Source organism: Candidatus Tremblayella princeps (assembly GCF_900080145.1).
On the sequence record NZ_FLRF01000003.1, the window covers coordinates 35,752 to 51,055 of the forward strand.

A 15,304-nucleotide genomic window follows, 5' to 3' on the forward strand; every position below is an offset into this window, starting at 1 on the left:
GCTGGTGGGTAGGCATAGTCCCAGCTAGGATTACGCCCTGCTGCCCGCCTCCATGCTGGCCTGATGTAAGACAGGGACTCACCTGAAACATACTGCACGCCTACCCCCTTCTGGCTGTGCCCTGGCGTAAAGGGACACTGCGCCCAGCGTGACCCGGCACCGCAGCCGCCCACTGCCTGGGCGGCGTGCAGCGCAACGCCATGCGACCTGCACAGCCTAGACACGCGCACGACGTCCTGCAACACCCCCCGTCATTAGCGTGCGACATGCACACAAGGACGGGGCTAGTGCGCACAGCCCTAAGGATCGCGCCGCAGTCAACTACGCCTCGCCGTCAACGCCTGGCGCTGGACGTTACGTACCCCTCGTACTCAATGAACTCAAGGACTCTCAGGTGGAACTCATGCTCTGCCTCTGATGCAACGATGTGCCTGCCACGGCTAGTGTGCGCTTGGGCTATGCCCTTTATGGCCAGGTTGTTCGACTCAGTTGCTCCGGAGGTCCAAATGACGCCATGCACATCCGCTGCTCGGAAGGTGCCAACCAGCCGAGCGCCGACTAAACAGCGCCACTCGCACGCCTTCCGTGCGAGTGCGAATCAGAGTACGGTTTGCCGGACACCTAAGAAAGCGCCTGCACAGCATCCTTGACACCACGGCCGGGTCCACTGGCGTAGAAGCACCGTGGTCCCTATATACTGGCAGCCTAACTGCACTGCGCCAGCTCGCCAGAGCAATGCGCAGGCGAGCACAGCATTTCGGCCAGCTCAGCTCCCAGCGCAACCGAACTGGAAAGTAGCTCTGCTCACGACCCGACGACACCCCACTATCCGGCCCGTGCACTGTATAACACCAGCCCAGTGGTAGGCAGCGCGCCACGCAGCTGCCCTCCAGCCCAGCCCATTGCTGCCAGGGGCTAGCCTTGCGCAATTGGCGTTCCTCTCAGCTAAGCCCACCAAATTCTAAGCGCGCAGGCGTCAAAATATTCCGACACCGCCAGGACTGAGCAGAGTGCAACTAGCCATGGCCTCATGCTCAGTGGCAGCCTATATCCATGCTCCGGGGCATCCCCTTGCGCCTGGTCGTCTCGCCTTGCAGCCCTCGGACCAGCGCACTGCGAGTGTACCGCGCAGTCGACGCAGGAGCTACGCCATCCGAGGCATGCAGTTCTGGCTGCACGCCAACGAGCAGTGCTGCCCGCCTCCTCTGCAAGCACGCAGCACCTCGGCAACCGAGCACCCATCCCGTGCCTGCAGCACGGCACGTAGATTTGTTTATTGTCAGACTCCAGCGAAACCAGCTGCTTGCCATTTGCCAGCAGCTTGCCCACATGCCCCCTGGAAACGGCGATGCTACCCCCAAGCCCGAGCTGCGGGACCTTAGCGCGCACCCTAGGCCTGGCTACAGCCCCGCGCACGCCGGGGCGTCGCCACTCTGCACCTGCTGCCGTTGCCAAATAAGGCCTGCGCGTACATCGAGCGCCCGTACCAGGTGCGTACAGCCGAGCATTGCGTGCATGGTAAGGCCTGGCCTTAAAGGCTGGTGTAGTCTGCTGCTGGGCTACGCCTGTAGCTCAGATTCGACCGCAACCGCAGCGCAAGCGCTCCATCGCACAGCATCTAGGTTAAGCTGGTCGAGCTCCAGGCGCCAGCCCTTACCACCCACCCAGCGCAACCACTGGCCGGATCGAAGGAGATCCACAGTCTCCTCGCAGCTCCCCTGGCGTTGTGGTGCGCAAGTACGGCGGTGTTTAGCCGGGCGACGTAGCAAAAAGCGTCCATGCTCCGGCAGGGTTGAACCCTAGGAGCTGGGGTGGCCAGAGGCAACTCGCAGCATAGCTTTGTCCTGCCTTACGTCCGCCAATGATAAACCCCCTATTGCGCATGTCGCCTTAGGCCCATGTCTCCTACCCTCTGAAATCCGAACATCGAATCTAACATTAATAATTACTGCAGCGTTATGCTTCCGTGAGATGGAGTACGCTTAACCCTGTTGCAATCCAGCCTGAAGTGCTTATGCCATCCTGATGATACGACCCGATAGTCACTGCTAAGGCCAGTAGGCACACATACCCTGCCCCAGCCCCGACGGCGCTCAGGTGTCACAAAGACGCAAGTGCAGCAATGTAGCGGGAGTAGGATTTTTCACCCACGGCCTCCGAGTTATGAGCCGGTGAGCTTCCTAGCTGCTCTATCCCGCACAGCCATGCTGGCATCTAAGGCAGTGCGCAGCCTAGTCTCGGGATGCTGCCGCCTGCTGCTGCAGCATGGCAGAGCCTGCAGGTTTACGATCATCTGGGCCCGGCTGTGCTGCCTTGCGCAGCAACATGCAGCGCGCCCTCCCGTCCTACACGATTCGTTGGTGTGGCCCGCTGCTCTGCCGCTGAGCTAAGGACGGCTGCGCTGGGGGGGGGCGGAGCGTGGCGCAGCCGGGCAGCGCTTCTGATTTGGTATCAGAAGGCAGTAAGTTAAAATCCTACCGCTAGGATTGGGTGTGGGTGCAGAGGCCGTCAATGGGCAGGGAAAGGCCTATTGCACCGACAGACAGCCTACCGTCGCTGACAGCATAGCTCCCACCCTGTACCATGGGCGCTGCACTTTTGCCGCAGTATGCGCGCAGCGCCAGGCAACTATGTCTGACAAAGCCAGCATCCTGCGTATAGTCAATAAGGATGCGACCCTGCATCGTGCGCAATGCAATGCGCGCGATGAAGCACAGTACCGGCGCGCAAGGCCAATCTGCCGTGCACGCTGCCTTGTGCGCCATGCGCAGCACCTCGGCACGGCCAACGATGGATGAGGCGAACAGGTAACGATATGTTGAGGAAAGCCAAGGCAGCGCGATAGCACACCTTCGCTGCGCAATGCTGCCAAGGTCCTGCGTAAGGAAGCCCCTCCATGCGGCTAGGCTGCCTCCGAGAGCATTAACTAGCGTGCACCCAACTGCTGGTGCGCTAATGCTAAGCGCGTGGTTACGTACTCCGCACAGCGCCATGACGTCGGCTGCAACTTGCACTGCCTCCGTAGCATCTGACATGCCGCGCGCCTTCAGCAGCTCTATGCCAAGCTGCCGAGCCACCCTCCGGCGACCATCGTGGTGCGCTATGCGCACGGGCGTCATGTAGTACTGCCGTCTGCACGCTGCAGCAATGTAGGGTTGCGGCACCTGCAGGAAGGCCACTTGCGAGGAGAGGTAGGCCTCAGCAATGCCGCCCGCAGTGCAGCCAGCAAGGCGGGGGCGTACCAACAGGTAACCCATGCTATCGAGGTACGCTGCAACCAGGGCTGCAGCGCTCCGTGCTATGCCCGTGCCAATGTGCAACTGTCCTCCCTAATGTCCAGAACAGCAACGTGCGCACACCCTGGCAAAGCGTCCTGTGCCGCTGCCCTAATGCAACCTGCCCTGCGCCGCATAGCTGAAGGGTTGCGGCACGTTATTATGAGCCTCAGCGGTATGCTGCCGCCCTGTCTTACGCACCCTGCCCTTCCTTTGATCCCCTCGGACCTTAGGCGCGAGTTGATCGATGCGCGTAGGCTCTCCAGAGATTGCCGAGATAGCCTGCGCGCCCTGCACGCGACTCCGTGCAGGGCTCGCACCAGCGCGGAGGCCTTGGATCGCAGAGCAGTGCTTCTTCGCTGCGCTGCTGCCCTGGCACCGACGCCATGGGAGCAAACAACAACGGGCTTCCTCCGCCTCCTAGAGTATCCTAGCACTAGGGCGTCCTGGGGATGGAGCCTGCGCGGGTTGCCTATTACTAGAAGCACCACGTCGCACGACGCTATGGCCCGAAGCATTGCCAGCAGTGGCAGCCTGTGCGTGCCTGCGCCGTGCGCCCATGCTGCTACACATGGTGCATCCAGGAGCGCACAAGTCTGCTTGCCTACCATGACGTGGAGCGCCCTGCACCATAGACCCTCGCTGCGCGCAGTACCGGCGCCTGCCAGTGCTGACATGAGGGTAGTCTTGCCAGATACGCACCTGCCAGCAACTGCTACGCGCACGTCGCACAGCAGCCTCCTGGCATGCCGTGCATGGCAGCATGGGGTCAGGCACCGTGATAGTGATATCAGGACCGCCATCATTAGCTCACGAACCCCAGTGTTGTGTGCTGCAGAAGTGTAGAAAACCCCGTGCGAAGGCAGTGTAGCTGGCTTTCGCACGCTGCGCCCGGGGTCAGACTTGTTCACTGCAGCGTACAGCACCCGCCCCTCTCTTATCGCACGCCTTGCAACTGCTGCATCCTCGGCGGACGCACCTACTGAAGCATCCAGCACCATGATGGCTGCATGGTAATCTAAGGCGGCGCACGCGCTGTGGCGGACTGCCCCGTAGCCTTCAGTGTCTACGACATTGTAAGCACCGAAGGCCCTCCTGTACAGCCTACCAGCTCCGTACCTACTGCAGGCCGTGGTGCCTGGTATGCGGCTAACCGGTGTGCATTCGCCATGCGTTACCAGGTTGAACAGCGAAGACTTGCCTACGTTGGGCGCGCCTATTATGGATATCACTGGTATCACTGCTCTTGCTGGGACGGTGCATGTGGCACACTGGGTGACAAACGTATGCTGCTACGCCGACAGGACCACTCAGCACCGTGGGCGCAACCTGTACCTACCATAGACGCGCCTTGCTCCTAGATACACAGCCAACGAAGGCTGCTTGCAGGCTACGTTTCCAAGCTGCGCTTCTGCTACGCTGCTGCATAAGTAAGCTCCAATGAAGCACCAGCATACTGCGTGTGAAAGATGCGCTGCAACAGGGTAGCTTACTTATGCCGCAGAGCCCTCGTATCTTAGGGCTCTGCGGGCCAAGCCCATCGAAGCCTGGGCAGTTAGGTTCCTTCTACGGCACTGAGCTGCAGCTAGCATGGCGGCGCTAGGCTGTCATGCCCTTAGCTGCCCGCACGCAGCGCGCACGTCGAGGCCGCGCGGGATCCTGGGAACTATGGCAGAGAGCCCTTGCGCTGCAGCTAGGGCGAACCATGCGGTACACTTGCTCCGCGGCGGAGAGTATACACCACTACCCATGCTGTTCATGGGGATAATGTTTACCATGCACGATAGCCGTGCCAGGGAGCGAGCCATGCCATTGGCCTGGCTCAGCCTGTCGCTAATGTCCCGCACCATGCAGCTCTCGACGGTGACCCTGCAAGCTCCGCCGACCCTTAGGTAGTAGCAGCAGGAATCAACCATGGACAGCACCGCATTGCTAGAGAAGCATGGCACTAAAAGCCGCCTGGCAAGGCCGTCGTGCAGGTGTAGCGAGAGCGCAATGGATACTGGCATGTCCCGGCACAGCCTGTAGAGCGCAGGCGCGATGCCAGACGTCGATGCTGTTATGTCCCTTGTCGATCGAACCCCGTGCAGTCCGCACGCTGCGATTACAGCCAAGGCCCTAACCATGGCGCCGTAGTTCAGCATTGGTTCACCCATGCCCATCAGCACGATGTAGCCATAAGTTGCGCCATTGCGCAGAGCCGGGCCCAGCATGCTGGATGCCCTCACCGCCTGCCCTGCTATCTCCGACCCATACAGTCGCTGCGCGCAAGACCTCCTGCCGGTTGCACAGAACCTGCACCTAACTGCGCATCCTACCTGCGTCGATGCGCACAGCGTTAGCTCGCGCGACCATCCCATGGGCATTAGAACGCTCTCTAGGCAAAGGCCCCTACTCGTTGTGCAGGATGCCTTAAGCGTACCATCCGTTGACAGCCGCTTACACGACACGCAGGGCGCAATGCGCACGCCAACGTAGCCCATCTGACAGCGCAACGTCACGGCAGAGCTAGCACAACGCTCAGCTCGCGATACGCAGCTGCTGCGCTGTCAGAGCTGTGTATGGCGTTTGCCTCTGCGCTTGTACCAAAGCGCCTACGAATGGTGCCAGCGGCTGCTTCGCACGGCCTAGCTCTGCCGATAAGCTCCCTAGGCCTGTGCACTACGTCGTGCCCGCACAGGACCTGTACAACCACAAGACCGGACGTCATGAACTCCTTCAGTCGGTCGAAGAATTGCATGCAGGCGTGCATCATACTCAGGGCCATGCCCTCGCTGCTCGCACCAGCCCCCTTCCCACAGCGTCGGGCTTTTGATGTACAACGTTCGCTCGAAAATTCCCACGCTCAGTGTTCATGCGCCAGTGCACGTAGCGCCACCATGCTGAGGCCTATGTGTTCACTGCAAGAGAATCTCAACTCTCTTTTACCGAACAGGAGTGTCCTGTACATTGCCTGCGCCCCGCGCGAGCCAACTGCGCGCGCTACGCGCGACGCCGCCCTGAGCTCAGAGCCATGGGGCGGGGTTAGGCCAGGCGAGCACTGGAGCAATGCTGCTGAGTTGAGCGACCGCATCATCAGGTCTAGTAGGATGGATGGGCTGGAGCACTGCTCGATGGCTGCGTGCAGCGCAGCCTGAACGCCAACTGCATCTCGGCAGGCTATTGCCTCGAGCATGCGTAGCGCCAGGCATGCCTCAGAGCCACACATAGCGGCGCGTGTAAGCACTCTCCCACGCTCCATGGCAGCAGCGCCTTCTGCCATGGCTAGGGCATCCCTCGCGCTGCCGCCAGATGCTGCTGCAATTGGCACAAGCGCAGAGCTCCTGAACGGCACGCCGTGAGAGCGAAGCACCCTGCGCAGCAGACGGCACAGGGCCTCAGTGGTCAAGGGCTCCAGTCGTAGCGCCAGGGACCTTGATAGCACTGTGTGTGGTATCTTGGCGGCATCTGTGGTACATAGCATGAACTTCACATGTGCCGGCGGTTCCTCTAGCGTCTTGAGCATCGAGGACAGGGCGTGCGATGTGAGCATGTGCGCCTCGTCTACGGCATATATCCTATGGCGCCCTGCGACTGGAGCGTATGCGCTACAAGAGAGCAGTGTGCACATCTGATCGACCCCACGATTTGCGGCTGCGTCAACCTCAACGTAGTCAACCCGCCTGCCCTCTTCTACGTCTAAGCATGTGGGGCATGAGTGGCACGGCGTGGTTGTAACTCCGTGCGTACAATTAAGGCACTTGGACAGGATGCGTGACATGCTAGTCTTGCCTGTGCCCCGCGGACCCATGAAGCAGTAAACGCTCTGTGCGCCGCCGGAATGTATGCTAGCCCGTAGTGTGCGCACTGCGCTATCCTGCCCCACAATGTCGTCGAAGCAGCAAGGCCTAAGCCTTGCTGCTAGAGTGCAGAGCGCCGGTCTGCCCATCGTGCCGAGCTTGCTGCCAATGGTCTGCACGGCGTTGCTAGAACCTAGGTATTGCTGTATGCCTGCCATGCAAGCCATACCGGCGCTCTGCACCGCGCACTGAGCCATAGGAGCGCCCTCCGCCCAGAACCCTAAGGACTGAGCCCACTATCTCAGTGGTGTACCTGTCTGCGCCATCCCTGCCCCTCCATCGCCTAGTCATTATACTACCCTCACGTACTTGCACGTGCCTCGCCTGAGGATGCTACTGCACTCTTCAGCAAGCCTGCCGAAGAGTACCACGTTGTGCGCTCCGTCTCCTCCTTTAGCTCCCCCGTGCTACTGCCCTTGTACCTATCGGAGGTAGCTACCCTTATGTTCGACACCGCAGTTACATTGTCCAGGGTGCTGTGCATAGGATCCAAGCCCAGGTTTCCTATTAGAGTGTCCTTGTTTATGACTCGGACATTCCGCCGATCATTGGTGCCATTGCGTGCAGGGAGCGTTAGCTCAGCGGCAGAGCGGCGGACTCTTAATCCGCGCGCCGCGTGTTCGAATCACTCACGCACCATGCCGACTGTAGGGGTCGAACCTACGCCCTGTTATTTACACTCTAACCGCTCTACCTATGAGCTAAGTCGGCATGCTCAGCTCGCAAGGCGACCCCAGAGCGCAGCAGCTGGGCACCAGCACGGCGCTCTGGGTGGTAAGCACCGCCGTGCAGAAGGAGCCCACACCCTGTCTCCTGTGCGAAAGCTGCCACCATGCAGCTGTAGCCTATGCTCAAGTGCCTAGCATCCCCCGAGAACGTTGCCACGAAGGTAGCAGCATCACCGTGCAGCGTGAGGTTCATTACGGCGCGCTGGCCTAGGCTTACCACCATGCAGCTGGCCTGCACGCGGCTAACCAGGTAACTGCGAAACGCCAGGCACGGCGTACTGCAGTTGTCGTAGCACCACAGGCACACAGCGCATAGCGCCATGGCCTGGGCCGGCATGCCCCTAAACACAGACCCTAGAGCACCTCTCCCTCACCCCTGGCATGCCTGCACGCTCGGCAAGCTCTGTACTCATTGCATGCGGGTGAACCCCGCGCGCCATGAGTACCACTAGTGCATGGTAGCATACGTCAGCAGCCTCCTTGACTGCAAGAATGGGCGGGGCTGACGGGTTCGCAGCAGCAGATAGCTCTGCAAGCTCCTCGTGCAGCTTCCTAAGTGCGCCATGCCCTCCGCTGCGAACCAGCCTTGACGTATGGGACGTGGAGCATGGCGCAAGGGCTACTCCCCTCAGCACGCTCCCGGTGCAAAGATGGTAGGGGCAGCCAAGCAGCCAGTTATAGCAGCAGAACGACCCCATGTGACACGATGCGGCGCTTGCATGCACCATTAGCAGCATGGAGTCACGGTCGCAGTCCATGCGCACTTCGGCTGCATGGTGCTCCTGCCCAGAGCCGGCGCCCTTGCGCCATGCTGCTCCCGATGCGCGTGCAGTGTATCCTGCGCGCCCTGTGGTCAGGCACCCAACCAGCGCGTCGCGGTTCAGAGCTGCGTGCATGATGACCATGCCAGTGTCTGCGTCCTGCACCACCACAGACACCACGGCGCCATGCCACCTTACTGCTGCCCACCAGCAATAACCTGAGCTACTCATGGGGGGCGTACGACCTGATGTATGCCCTGAGGGCATCAGCGCGCACGGTGCCTTCATGAAACGCGCCAGCAAGCAGTACGCCAGCAGGCTTGCACAGGCTGGCGGCATCCAGGCAGTCTCGGGACCCACCAGCGCCTCCTGATATGACGAAAGGAGCATGCGTTCTACCGGCAACGCAGCTCGCCAGTGGCACATCGAACCCTGTACGAGTGCCATCCCTGTCAATGCTAGTTAGCACCACTTCACCGGCTCCACTGCTAGTTATTGCACTCGCCCAGTCCTGTGCACGTGCTCGCAGTCCGATGCTCCCACCCCTGCAGGCTGCGCTCCATGCCATGCAGGCCCTGTCCATGCGTGCGTCAACGCAGCCAACAAGGCACTGCGCTCCGTGCCTTGCTGCAAGCTTGGGCAGCAGACATAGCCCTGAGGCAAGGTGCGTGTTGACGCTGACCTTATCAGCCCCGGCGCCCATCATAGCACGTACACTGCTTGCCTGGCGTACGCCCCCACCTAGCGTGACAGGAACGCTGGCGTGGACTGAAACGCCATGCGCCACGTGCATCATGTCGCTAGGGTGGCCTACCGTGGCGCCTATGTCAAGCGCTACCAACTCCTCTACGCCGCTTAGGATGTGGGCGTGGGCCGTGCTAACAGGCCCACCCATAACCCTCAGACCCACGAAGCGCACGCCCTTGACCACCCTGTTGTGTAGTACGTCAAGGCATGCAACTACCCTAGCATGCACGGCGCCTATCCCACCATGGGCCTGGCGCTGGGCGGCCAGTGCGGCATGTGCCCCCCATAAGCTGCGCTGCCGCATATTACACAGGATGCCCGTCCGCGCCCTGCGCGGAGTAGCCCTGCAAGCTCCTCCGCGCACGACAGACCCCCTCCGATGACTGCAGGCGTAGCCCCAGCATGGAAAGCGCCTGCCTGTGCCATGATGCCCTGCATGGTGCCGTCCGAAGTTGCGTCTGTGATTGCTGTGCAAATCTGGCCACCATGGTTCTGGAGCAGGGAGGCTCGGCGGACGGGCACGCCGCCGAGCCTGAGCCATCCGTGCGTAAGAGACGCGCCATGCCTTACGTCCTTAGCCAGAGCTATGTTGCCAGGGAACTCAGCGCATGCTGACAGGAGGAACCACGGACGAAGCACTGCAGCAGTACCTAGCACGACGCATGATGCTCCGCATCTAAGGTAGTGCTCGACGGCACTGATTGAACGAGCACCTCCGCCTACCTGAGCAGCGGAGCCAGTTGCAGACACGCGCCGACACAGCAGCCTGGCTACGGCAGATCGCGTTGAACCCATTGCGCCATCGAGGTCTACGATGTGCACTCTGCGCGTGCGTAGTAGTGCAAGGCGCTCTGCCTCCCTGAACGCTGCGCGTACCACGGTAGGCATGGTGGGAGAACCATTGAGCAGCCTGGCGCAATACCCGCTCCGCACGTCGATTGCCGGAACCAGGATCACTACGGCTTCCATCTCAGGAAGTTGGCACATAGTGCCATGCCATCGCGCGAGCTTCTCTCTGGATGAAACTGCGTTGCCACGATGTTATCCCTTACTACCACTGAGGGAAATGGCAGCCCACCATGTATTGCTACTGCAATGGTACGACCACGCAGGCCGGGGCTGACGAAGTAGCTATGCGCGAAGTAGAAGCGCGGACGGCAAGCCAGGCCGTCCATCACCCTATGCCGCTCGGTTATCCGCACCGTGCGCCATCCAACGTGCGGTACCCTGGTGCAATGTGGTAGGGGAATGGCATAGCTATCCATGATACCAAGGCATGCCCCCATGCCCTCGTGCGTTCCCCTTGCCATCATTTGTAAGCCCAGGCAAATGCAAAGCGCAGGCTTCGTTCTAAGCGCGTGCATGACGCTGGTACGCAGGCCGGGCCTTGCTTGCAAATACGACAGGCATGCCAGCGTACTTCCTTGCCCTGGGACTACGACCCTGTCCGCCGCGCGCACTAACTTTGGGCAGTCAGTTACCGCTACCGTGCAGCCTGACACTCGCCTGAATGCACGGTAAAGGGAGTGCACATTGCCGGCACCTAGGCTAACTATTGCGACGTCCATACTCGTTGTCGCTTGTAAGAAAGCCTTTCGTAGATGATGCTCTGCTAGCATCCACGCTTGTTGCTTGTCTCATCGCCCTCCCGAATGCCTTGAACATGGCTTCGGCTCTGTGGTGGCGCTCGAGGCCTCTTACCACGTCAATATGCAACGATGCTCCCACCGCGCGAGAAACCGCTCGGAAGAACTCTACGACCAGGTTAGCGTTGAAGCTGCACACGCTACCGGCACTTCCTGCTCCGACACACAGCGTTGGCCTGCCCGACAAATCAACAACGGCGCGCGCTAGAGCATCGTCCAACGGCGCATAGAAGTAAGCGTACCGGTTGCTTCTCGCCAGGCTGCACAGCAGCCGAGCAAGGGCTGTGCCGAAGGCAATGCCCACGTCCTCGACTACATGGTGCTTGTCTAGGAAGCAATCGCCTACTGCGCTTGCTTGCATCATAAGTCCGCTATGGAAAGCCAACTGCTGGAGTAAGTGATCAAAGAAAGGAACGCCCGTGGCTATGCACTCACGGCACCTGGCGCTCTGGGCCAGCGTCATGTGCACCTTCGTTTCACGTGACTGCCTGAATAACTCTGCACCGAGCGTCAAGGCGCGCAGCATTCTGCTGCGCTGAGCTAGAGGTAAGCAGTAGCCAGCCTCAGCATGTCCGTGACTACTCTCATTGCCCGGGGCCTAAGCCTGGCAATGCATTCGTTCAGCACTATCCTCGCAGTCACAGGCGCCATACGCCTTACCTCGGACAACCCGTTGGCTGCCAGAGTGCTACCTGTGTCCACTATGTCGGCTACCACTTCCGCTGCTCCAAGCAATGGAGCAGCCTCCATCCCACCTCGCAGCGACACGTAAGCTACGCTCTCACTATAGCCTAGGAATACCTTTACAGCGTTAGGATACTTAGTGGCCACCCTGAGCTTGCGTGGTTGCAATATGGAATTCTGCCTGCGTAAAGCTAGGGACAACCTGCAGGGTGAAATGCGTAAATCAACAGGCGAAGGCACACAAAGGCGCGACTCGCGCACTACGTCTCCTCCAACAAAGCCTGCGCAAACATACCCCCTCATGACAAAGCCTACAATGTCGTGGCAACGCCACACCACGACTGCAACGCTGCGCGATGTTGTGCGAAGAAGGAGTGCCCTCCGAAGCATGCCAGCTTCAGAGCGTCTTACCCCCACGCCCAGCATGAGCAGCAAATCCCCAGCCTGCTCAGAAATGCGACCCTTAGGAATGGCGATGGACAGCATCTGACCATGCGCATAGCATGGCGTCGCGAGGCACATCGCGTGCGACGCAATCACCTATCCCCCTTAGCAGCACCACGCACACTGATTCGCCCCGGTTCTTCTTGTCCGCAGAGAAAGCATCGGCTAGCCTGGCCGCATCAACGCCCAGCGGTCTGCGCACAGGTAGTCGCAGCGAGGCGAGCATACGCACTATCTGAGCAGCATCAGCCCTTGGCAGCAGCCCCAGCCTGTGTGACGCGTGTGCCATTAGTACTATGCCCAGGCTAACTGCCTCCCCATGGAGCCAGTGCCTGTAGCGCATGCCTGACTCAACTGCATGGCCAATGGTATGGCCCAGGTTGAGGCATGCGCGAGCTCCTGCCTCAACGTCATCGCGAGCGGTGACGTAGGACTTCAGCTCGGCACAGCGCGATACCATGCGAGCAACAGCAGACGCTGCTCGTCTTGCCACGTCGTGTGCATGCTTTGCCATCCAGCAGTAAAAGTCTCTGTCAAGGCATGCGCCCATCTTGGTAGCCTCAGCTAAGCCAGCCCTCCACTGCCTCAATGGTAGCGCAGCTACCCTGCCCATCTGCGCTACCATGTAGCGTGGTGGGTGTATGCACCCAACAGCGTTCTTGAAGGCACCGGTGTTTATGCCCACCTTGCCGCCCATGGCTGAATCAACGCAGGCAAGCAGCGTGGTGGGGTGCTGCACTATATTCACACCTCGCATGTAGCACGCTGCGGCTAGCCCGGCGACATCCCCCACGACGCCGCCGCCAAGCGATAGCACAACGGCATCACGGCCAATGCCAGCCCGCAGCATGGCCCGTAGTATGAGCCTTAGGTAAAGAAATCCCTTGTAGCTCTCGCCAGTTCCAAGCACGACCCTAAGCCTACGACCTGACGCACTGTAATCGCCACGGCGCCTGCCCCAGGTTACCATAGCGCCTGCGTTGACGTCAGTGACCATGACCAGCCCAGCCCCAGGGCGCAGTTGCAGGCATGCTGGCTGCGACGACCCTGCGTGGTATGCCACCAAGGCCGTGCCTGTACCACTACGCACAGGCACGGCCCGCATAGCGGGCATCAAGGCTGCACAGATAGCAGTAGATTGCATGCTACCTGGGGCGCAGTCAGCCCACCGAGCGGCAATGAGGCCGTTGCGCTCGATCTGTACATGGGGTCGCGCAGTGCGCGAAGATGCCTGTCGAACGCACGGTACAGCGGTCGCTCCCTGCACGATGCCCCGACGTTGTGCGTAATGTCGCCAGGGTTGCCATCTACGTGCACGCCGAGCGTGTAATTTAGCCTGTACCTGCACTGCGACAGCGATACTATGCCACCACCATACGAATTCACAGGGGCGAATGAGCATGCGGCCACCTGGAACTCCCACTTTCTGAACTGCAACTCACCCAGGTTCGCAAAAACCTGCCATATGCGAACACCCAGGCAGACCTCCAATGCCAAGTCAGTGTCAGTACACTGCACGCGAAGCGCGCGCGATACAATGCAGCCTAGGGTTGTCTTACCAGCACCCATTGGTCCCACCAGCGCAATGGCTGGAACACAGCATCCTACCTGGTACAATACAGTGCGCATTACGCTAGCACTACGCTGCACATTGGTGCCAGGTCGCCTCGCCTGAGGAAAGCCTTCCTCACTATGACGCGTGTGCCGCGCGCTCTACCTCTGGAGCCATCAGTTTGCGCCCAGCCACAGGCCCTGGCTACAATTGCTGGCCCCACGATGCGGCGTAGAGCCTTGGCACGGCCCATTGTGGTGCGAATAATCCCGTGCAACGCTAGAGATCTGGAGAGATTCCTCAGCATTGCTAGCCTATGGGGTCCGCCCCTGCCAAGCTTGGGCAGGCTACGCCTATGGTTCATGCGCTGCGCCCCAGCAGGCCAAGCTGCGCTCTTAGGGCGCGCACGCACTCCGTAAGGACGGCGAGTGGCGATGCTGAGCCATTGGTCTCAATGGAAACCACCAGCCTCTCGCAAACTCGGCCGCACCCCAGCCTCGTCGTCTCTACTGCGTAAGACGCACCGCGCACTGGCGTAAAGGCTGCCTCCAGATGGAAAAGGCCAGGCGTTCGATCGTGCCTAAGGCCTGGCCTTAGGTACCCGCGGCCACGCTCTACGGTTAGCGTCAGCCCCAGCACTCCGCCACAAAGGTAAGCAAGCGTTGCTTCGTGGTTTACTACCTCGCACCGTGGTGGCATTGGTATATCGCCGGCAGCAACCTTGCCATGGGAGCAGGTGCGAAGGCATAGGCGCACTGCGCCCGGCCTGTGGCATCTGAACACAATGCGAGTGATGTTTAGCACTAGGCCCGGCACGTCTTCAGCTAGACCGGGCATGTGGTCTAGCTGACCCACAGCATGGTGCAAGCGTAGCGCCGAAGCTGCATGTCCCGGAGCATGTGCAACTAGCGAACGCCTGACGTAGCAACCTAAGGTACTCGCCATGCCACGCTCCAGCGGTTCGATAGCTATAGAGGCGGTAGAAAGGCCAGTTCGTACCACCGCAGTAACCCTTGGCCTCAGCACGAGTAAAGGTCCTCTACACGATCCGTATGCAGCCCGTGCGGAAGCTCAGCAGCGCTGGGTGCTCGCCTGAATACACCCTCAGCAATGTCGCCACGCACGTGCAGCCAGGCGTAGGGGCAGCCTTGCTCCATAGTGCGAGCGGATTCCCAGCATAGCGCGCTGCGCACTGCTACTACATCCCCCGCTCGCACAGCGTAGGACGGCGTGTGCACCACGGCGGCGTTTACAGTGACGTGCCTGTGCGACACGAGTTGACGAGCAGCTGAACGAGTAGTGCTAAAGCCCATACGATAGACTACGTTGTCCAAGCGCGACTCGAGGGCCTGAAGAAGCCTGCTTCCAGCGTGACCCGGCACGCTTGCAGCACGTCTAACGTATGCTGAGAACTGTCGCTCTAGCACGCCGTAGTACCTCTTAATCCGCTGCTTTCCCCTGAACTGCATGCAGTATGTGGTTGGCCTATGTCCCTGGTGCCTATTGCACTGCCCAGGCCTGGCGCCAGACCTGCACTTGTCCTCGAACGGCCTTGCGCCGCTTTTCAGGAGGAGATCTACCCCCTCCCTGCGTGAGAGCCTCTGTCTAGGGCCTAGGTATCGCGCCAT

At 60.4% G+C, this 15,304-nt stretch carries 15 protein-coding genes and 3 tRNA genes; 1 reads left to right on the forward strand and 17 read right to left on the reverse strand.

The window, feature by feature from the left end; all coding sequences use genetic code 11:
• Nucleotides 1-334: 334 nt before the first annotated feature.
• The 6 genes from BC380_RS01250 to dnaX all read right to left on the reverse strand — a co-directional run bounded on the left by BC380_RS01250 (nucleotide 335) and on the right by dnaX (nucleotide 7,311).
• The gene (locus BC380_RS01250; protein ID WP_148702256.1) at nucleotides 335-547 is read right to left on the reverse strand and encodes an aminotransferase class V-fold PLP-dependent enzyme; all 213 of its coding nucleotides are present in this window, start codon (nucleotides 545-547) and stop codon (nucleotides 335-337) included.
• A 1,578-nt stretch (nucleotides 548-2,125) separates the two neighbouring features.
• A tRNA-Met gene (locus BC380_RS00685) sits at nucleotides 2,126-2,198 on the reverse strand.
• A 282-nt stretch (nucleotides 2,199-2,480) separates the two neighbouring features.
• A complete protein-coding gene (locus BC380_RS01255) occupies nucleotides 2,481-3,257 on the reverse strand; it encodes an ATP phosphoribosyltransferase regulatory subunit (RefSeq protein ID WP_148702239.1) in 777 nt (258 codons plus the stop codon).
• A gap of 41 nt (nucleotides 3,258-3,298) precedes the next feature.
• Nucleotides 3,299-4,516 (reverse strand): GTPase, encoded by a 1,218-nt coding sequence (locus BC380_RS01260; protein WP_075047720.1) that lies wholly within the window; start codon nucleotides 4,514-4,516, stop codon nucleotides 3,299-3,301.
• A gap of 1,256 nt (nucleotides 4,517-5,772) precedes the next feature.
• Nucleotides 5,773-6,042 carry a nucleoside-diphosphate kinase gene (locus BC380_RS00715; RefSeq protein ID WP_148702241.1) on the reverse strand — a complete coding sequence of 90 codons (270 nt, stop codon included), beginning with the start codon at nucleotides 6,040-6,042 and terminating at the stop codon, nucleotides 5,773-5,775.
• A 78-nt stretch (nucleotides 6,043-6,120) separates the two neighbouring features.
• Nucleotides 6,121-7,311 carry a DNA polymerase III subunit gamma/tau gene (dnaX, locus tag BC380_RS01265; RefSeq protein WP_148702242.1) on the reverse strand — a complete coding sequence of 397 codons (1,191 nt, stop codon included), beginning with the start codon at nucleotides 7,309-7,311 and terminating at the stop codon, nucleotides 6,121-6,123.
• A gap of 370 nt (nucleotides 7,312-7,681) precedes the next feature.
• Between dnaX and BC380_RS00730 the strand changes: the two genes are divergently transcribed.
• Nucleotides 7,682-7,753 (forward strand) — tRNA-Lys (locus BC380_RS00730).
• On the opposite strand, the gene BC380_RS00735 is transcribed toward BC380_RS00730, so the two are convergent.
• The 11 genes from BC380_RS00735 to rpsD form a co-directional block, all read right to left on the reverse strand.
• Nucleotides 7,754-7,825: transfer RNA gene (locus BC380_RS00735), tRNA-Tyr, on the reverse strand.
• Nucleotides 7,826-8,183: 358 nt separating this feature from the next.
• Entirely contained in the window at nucleotides 8,184-8,942 is a 759-nt protein-coding gene (gene hisE, locus BC380_RS01270) for a phosphoribosyl-ATP diphosphatase (RefSeq protein ID WP_420885282.1), read from the reverse strand.
• Complete coding sequence (locus tag BC380_RS01275; protein WP_148702245.1) at nucleotides 8,827-9,654, reverse strand: HisA/HisF-related TIM barrel protein; 828 nt, start codon at nucleotides 9,652-9,654, stop codon at nucleotides 8,827-8,829. The genes hisE and BC380_RS01275 overlap by 116 nt, the downstream gene beginning before the upstream one ends.
• Nucleotides 9,585-10,337 carry a HisA/HisF-related TIM barrel protein gene (locus BC380_RS01280; RefSeq protein WP_148702246.1) on the reverse strand — a complete coding sequence of 251 codons (753 nt, stop codon included), beginning with the start codon at nucleotides 10,335-10,337 and terminating at the stop codon, nucleotides 9,585-9,587. The genes BC380_RS01275 and BC380_RS01280 overlap by 70 nt, the downstream gene beginning before the upstream one ends.
• Nucleotides 10,307-10,969 carry an imidazole glycerol phosphate synthase subunit HisH gene (gene hisH, locus BC380_RS01285; protein ID WP_148702247.1) on the reverse strand — a complete coding sequence of 221 codons (663 nt, stop codon included), beginning with the start codon at nucleotides 10,967-10,969 and terminating at the stop codon, nucleotides 10,307-10,309. The genes BC380_RS01280 and hisH overlap by 31 nt, the downstream gene beginning before the upstream one ends.
• Nucleotides 10,899-11,522 carry an imidazoleglycerol-phosphate dehydratase gene (locus tag BC380_RS01290; RefSeq protein ID WP_075047729.1) on the reverse strand — a complete coding sequence of 208 codons (624 nt, stop codon included), beginning with the start codon at nucleotides 11,520-11,522 and terminating at the stop codon, nucleotides 10,899-10,901. Before BC380_RS01290 ends, hisH begins: the two co-directional genes overlap by 71 nt.
• Before the next feature lie 14 nt (nucleotides 11,523-11,536).
• Nucleotides 11,537-12,202: an ATP phosphoribosyltransferase gene (hisG, locus tag BC380_RS00770; protein ID WP_320408705.1), complete on the reverse strand. Its 666-nt coding sequence runs from the start codon at nucleotides 12,200-12,202 to the stop codon at nucleotides 11,537-11,539.
• Nucleotides 12,144-13,268 carry a 3-dehydroquinate synthase gene (locus tag BC380_RS01295; RefSeq protein WP_148702249.1) on the reverse strand — a complete coding sequence of 375 codons (1,125 nt, stop codon included), beginning with the start codon at nucleotides 13,266-13,268 and terminating at the stop codon, nucleotides 12,144-12,146. The genes hisG and BC380_RS01295 overlap by 59 nt, the downstream gene beginning before the upstream one ends.
• Nucleotides 13,238-13,753, reverse strand: a complete 516-nt coding sequence (locus BC380_RS01300; protein ID WP_075047731.1) for a shikimate kinase — start codon at nucleotides 13,751-13,753, stop codon at nucleotides 13,238-13,240. Before BC380_RS01300 ends, BC380_RS01295 begins: the two co-directional genes overlap by 31 nt.
• 283 nt (nucleotides 13,754-14,036) lie before the next feature.
• Entirely contained in the window at nucleotides 14,037-14,702 is a 666-nt protein-coding gene (locus tag BC380_RS01305) for a DNA-directed RNA polymerase subunit alpha (RefSeq protein ID WP_075047733.1), read from the reverse strand.
• Nucleotides 14,696-15,304: a 30S ribosomal protein S4 gene (rpsD, locus tag BC380_RS00795; protein ID WP_075047734.1), complete on the reverse strand. Its 609-nt coding sequence runs from the start codon at nucleotides 15,302-15,304 to the stop codon at nucleotides 14,696-14,698. Before rpsD ends, BC380_RS01305 begins: the two co-directional genes overlap by 7 nt.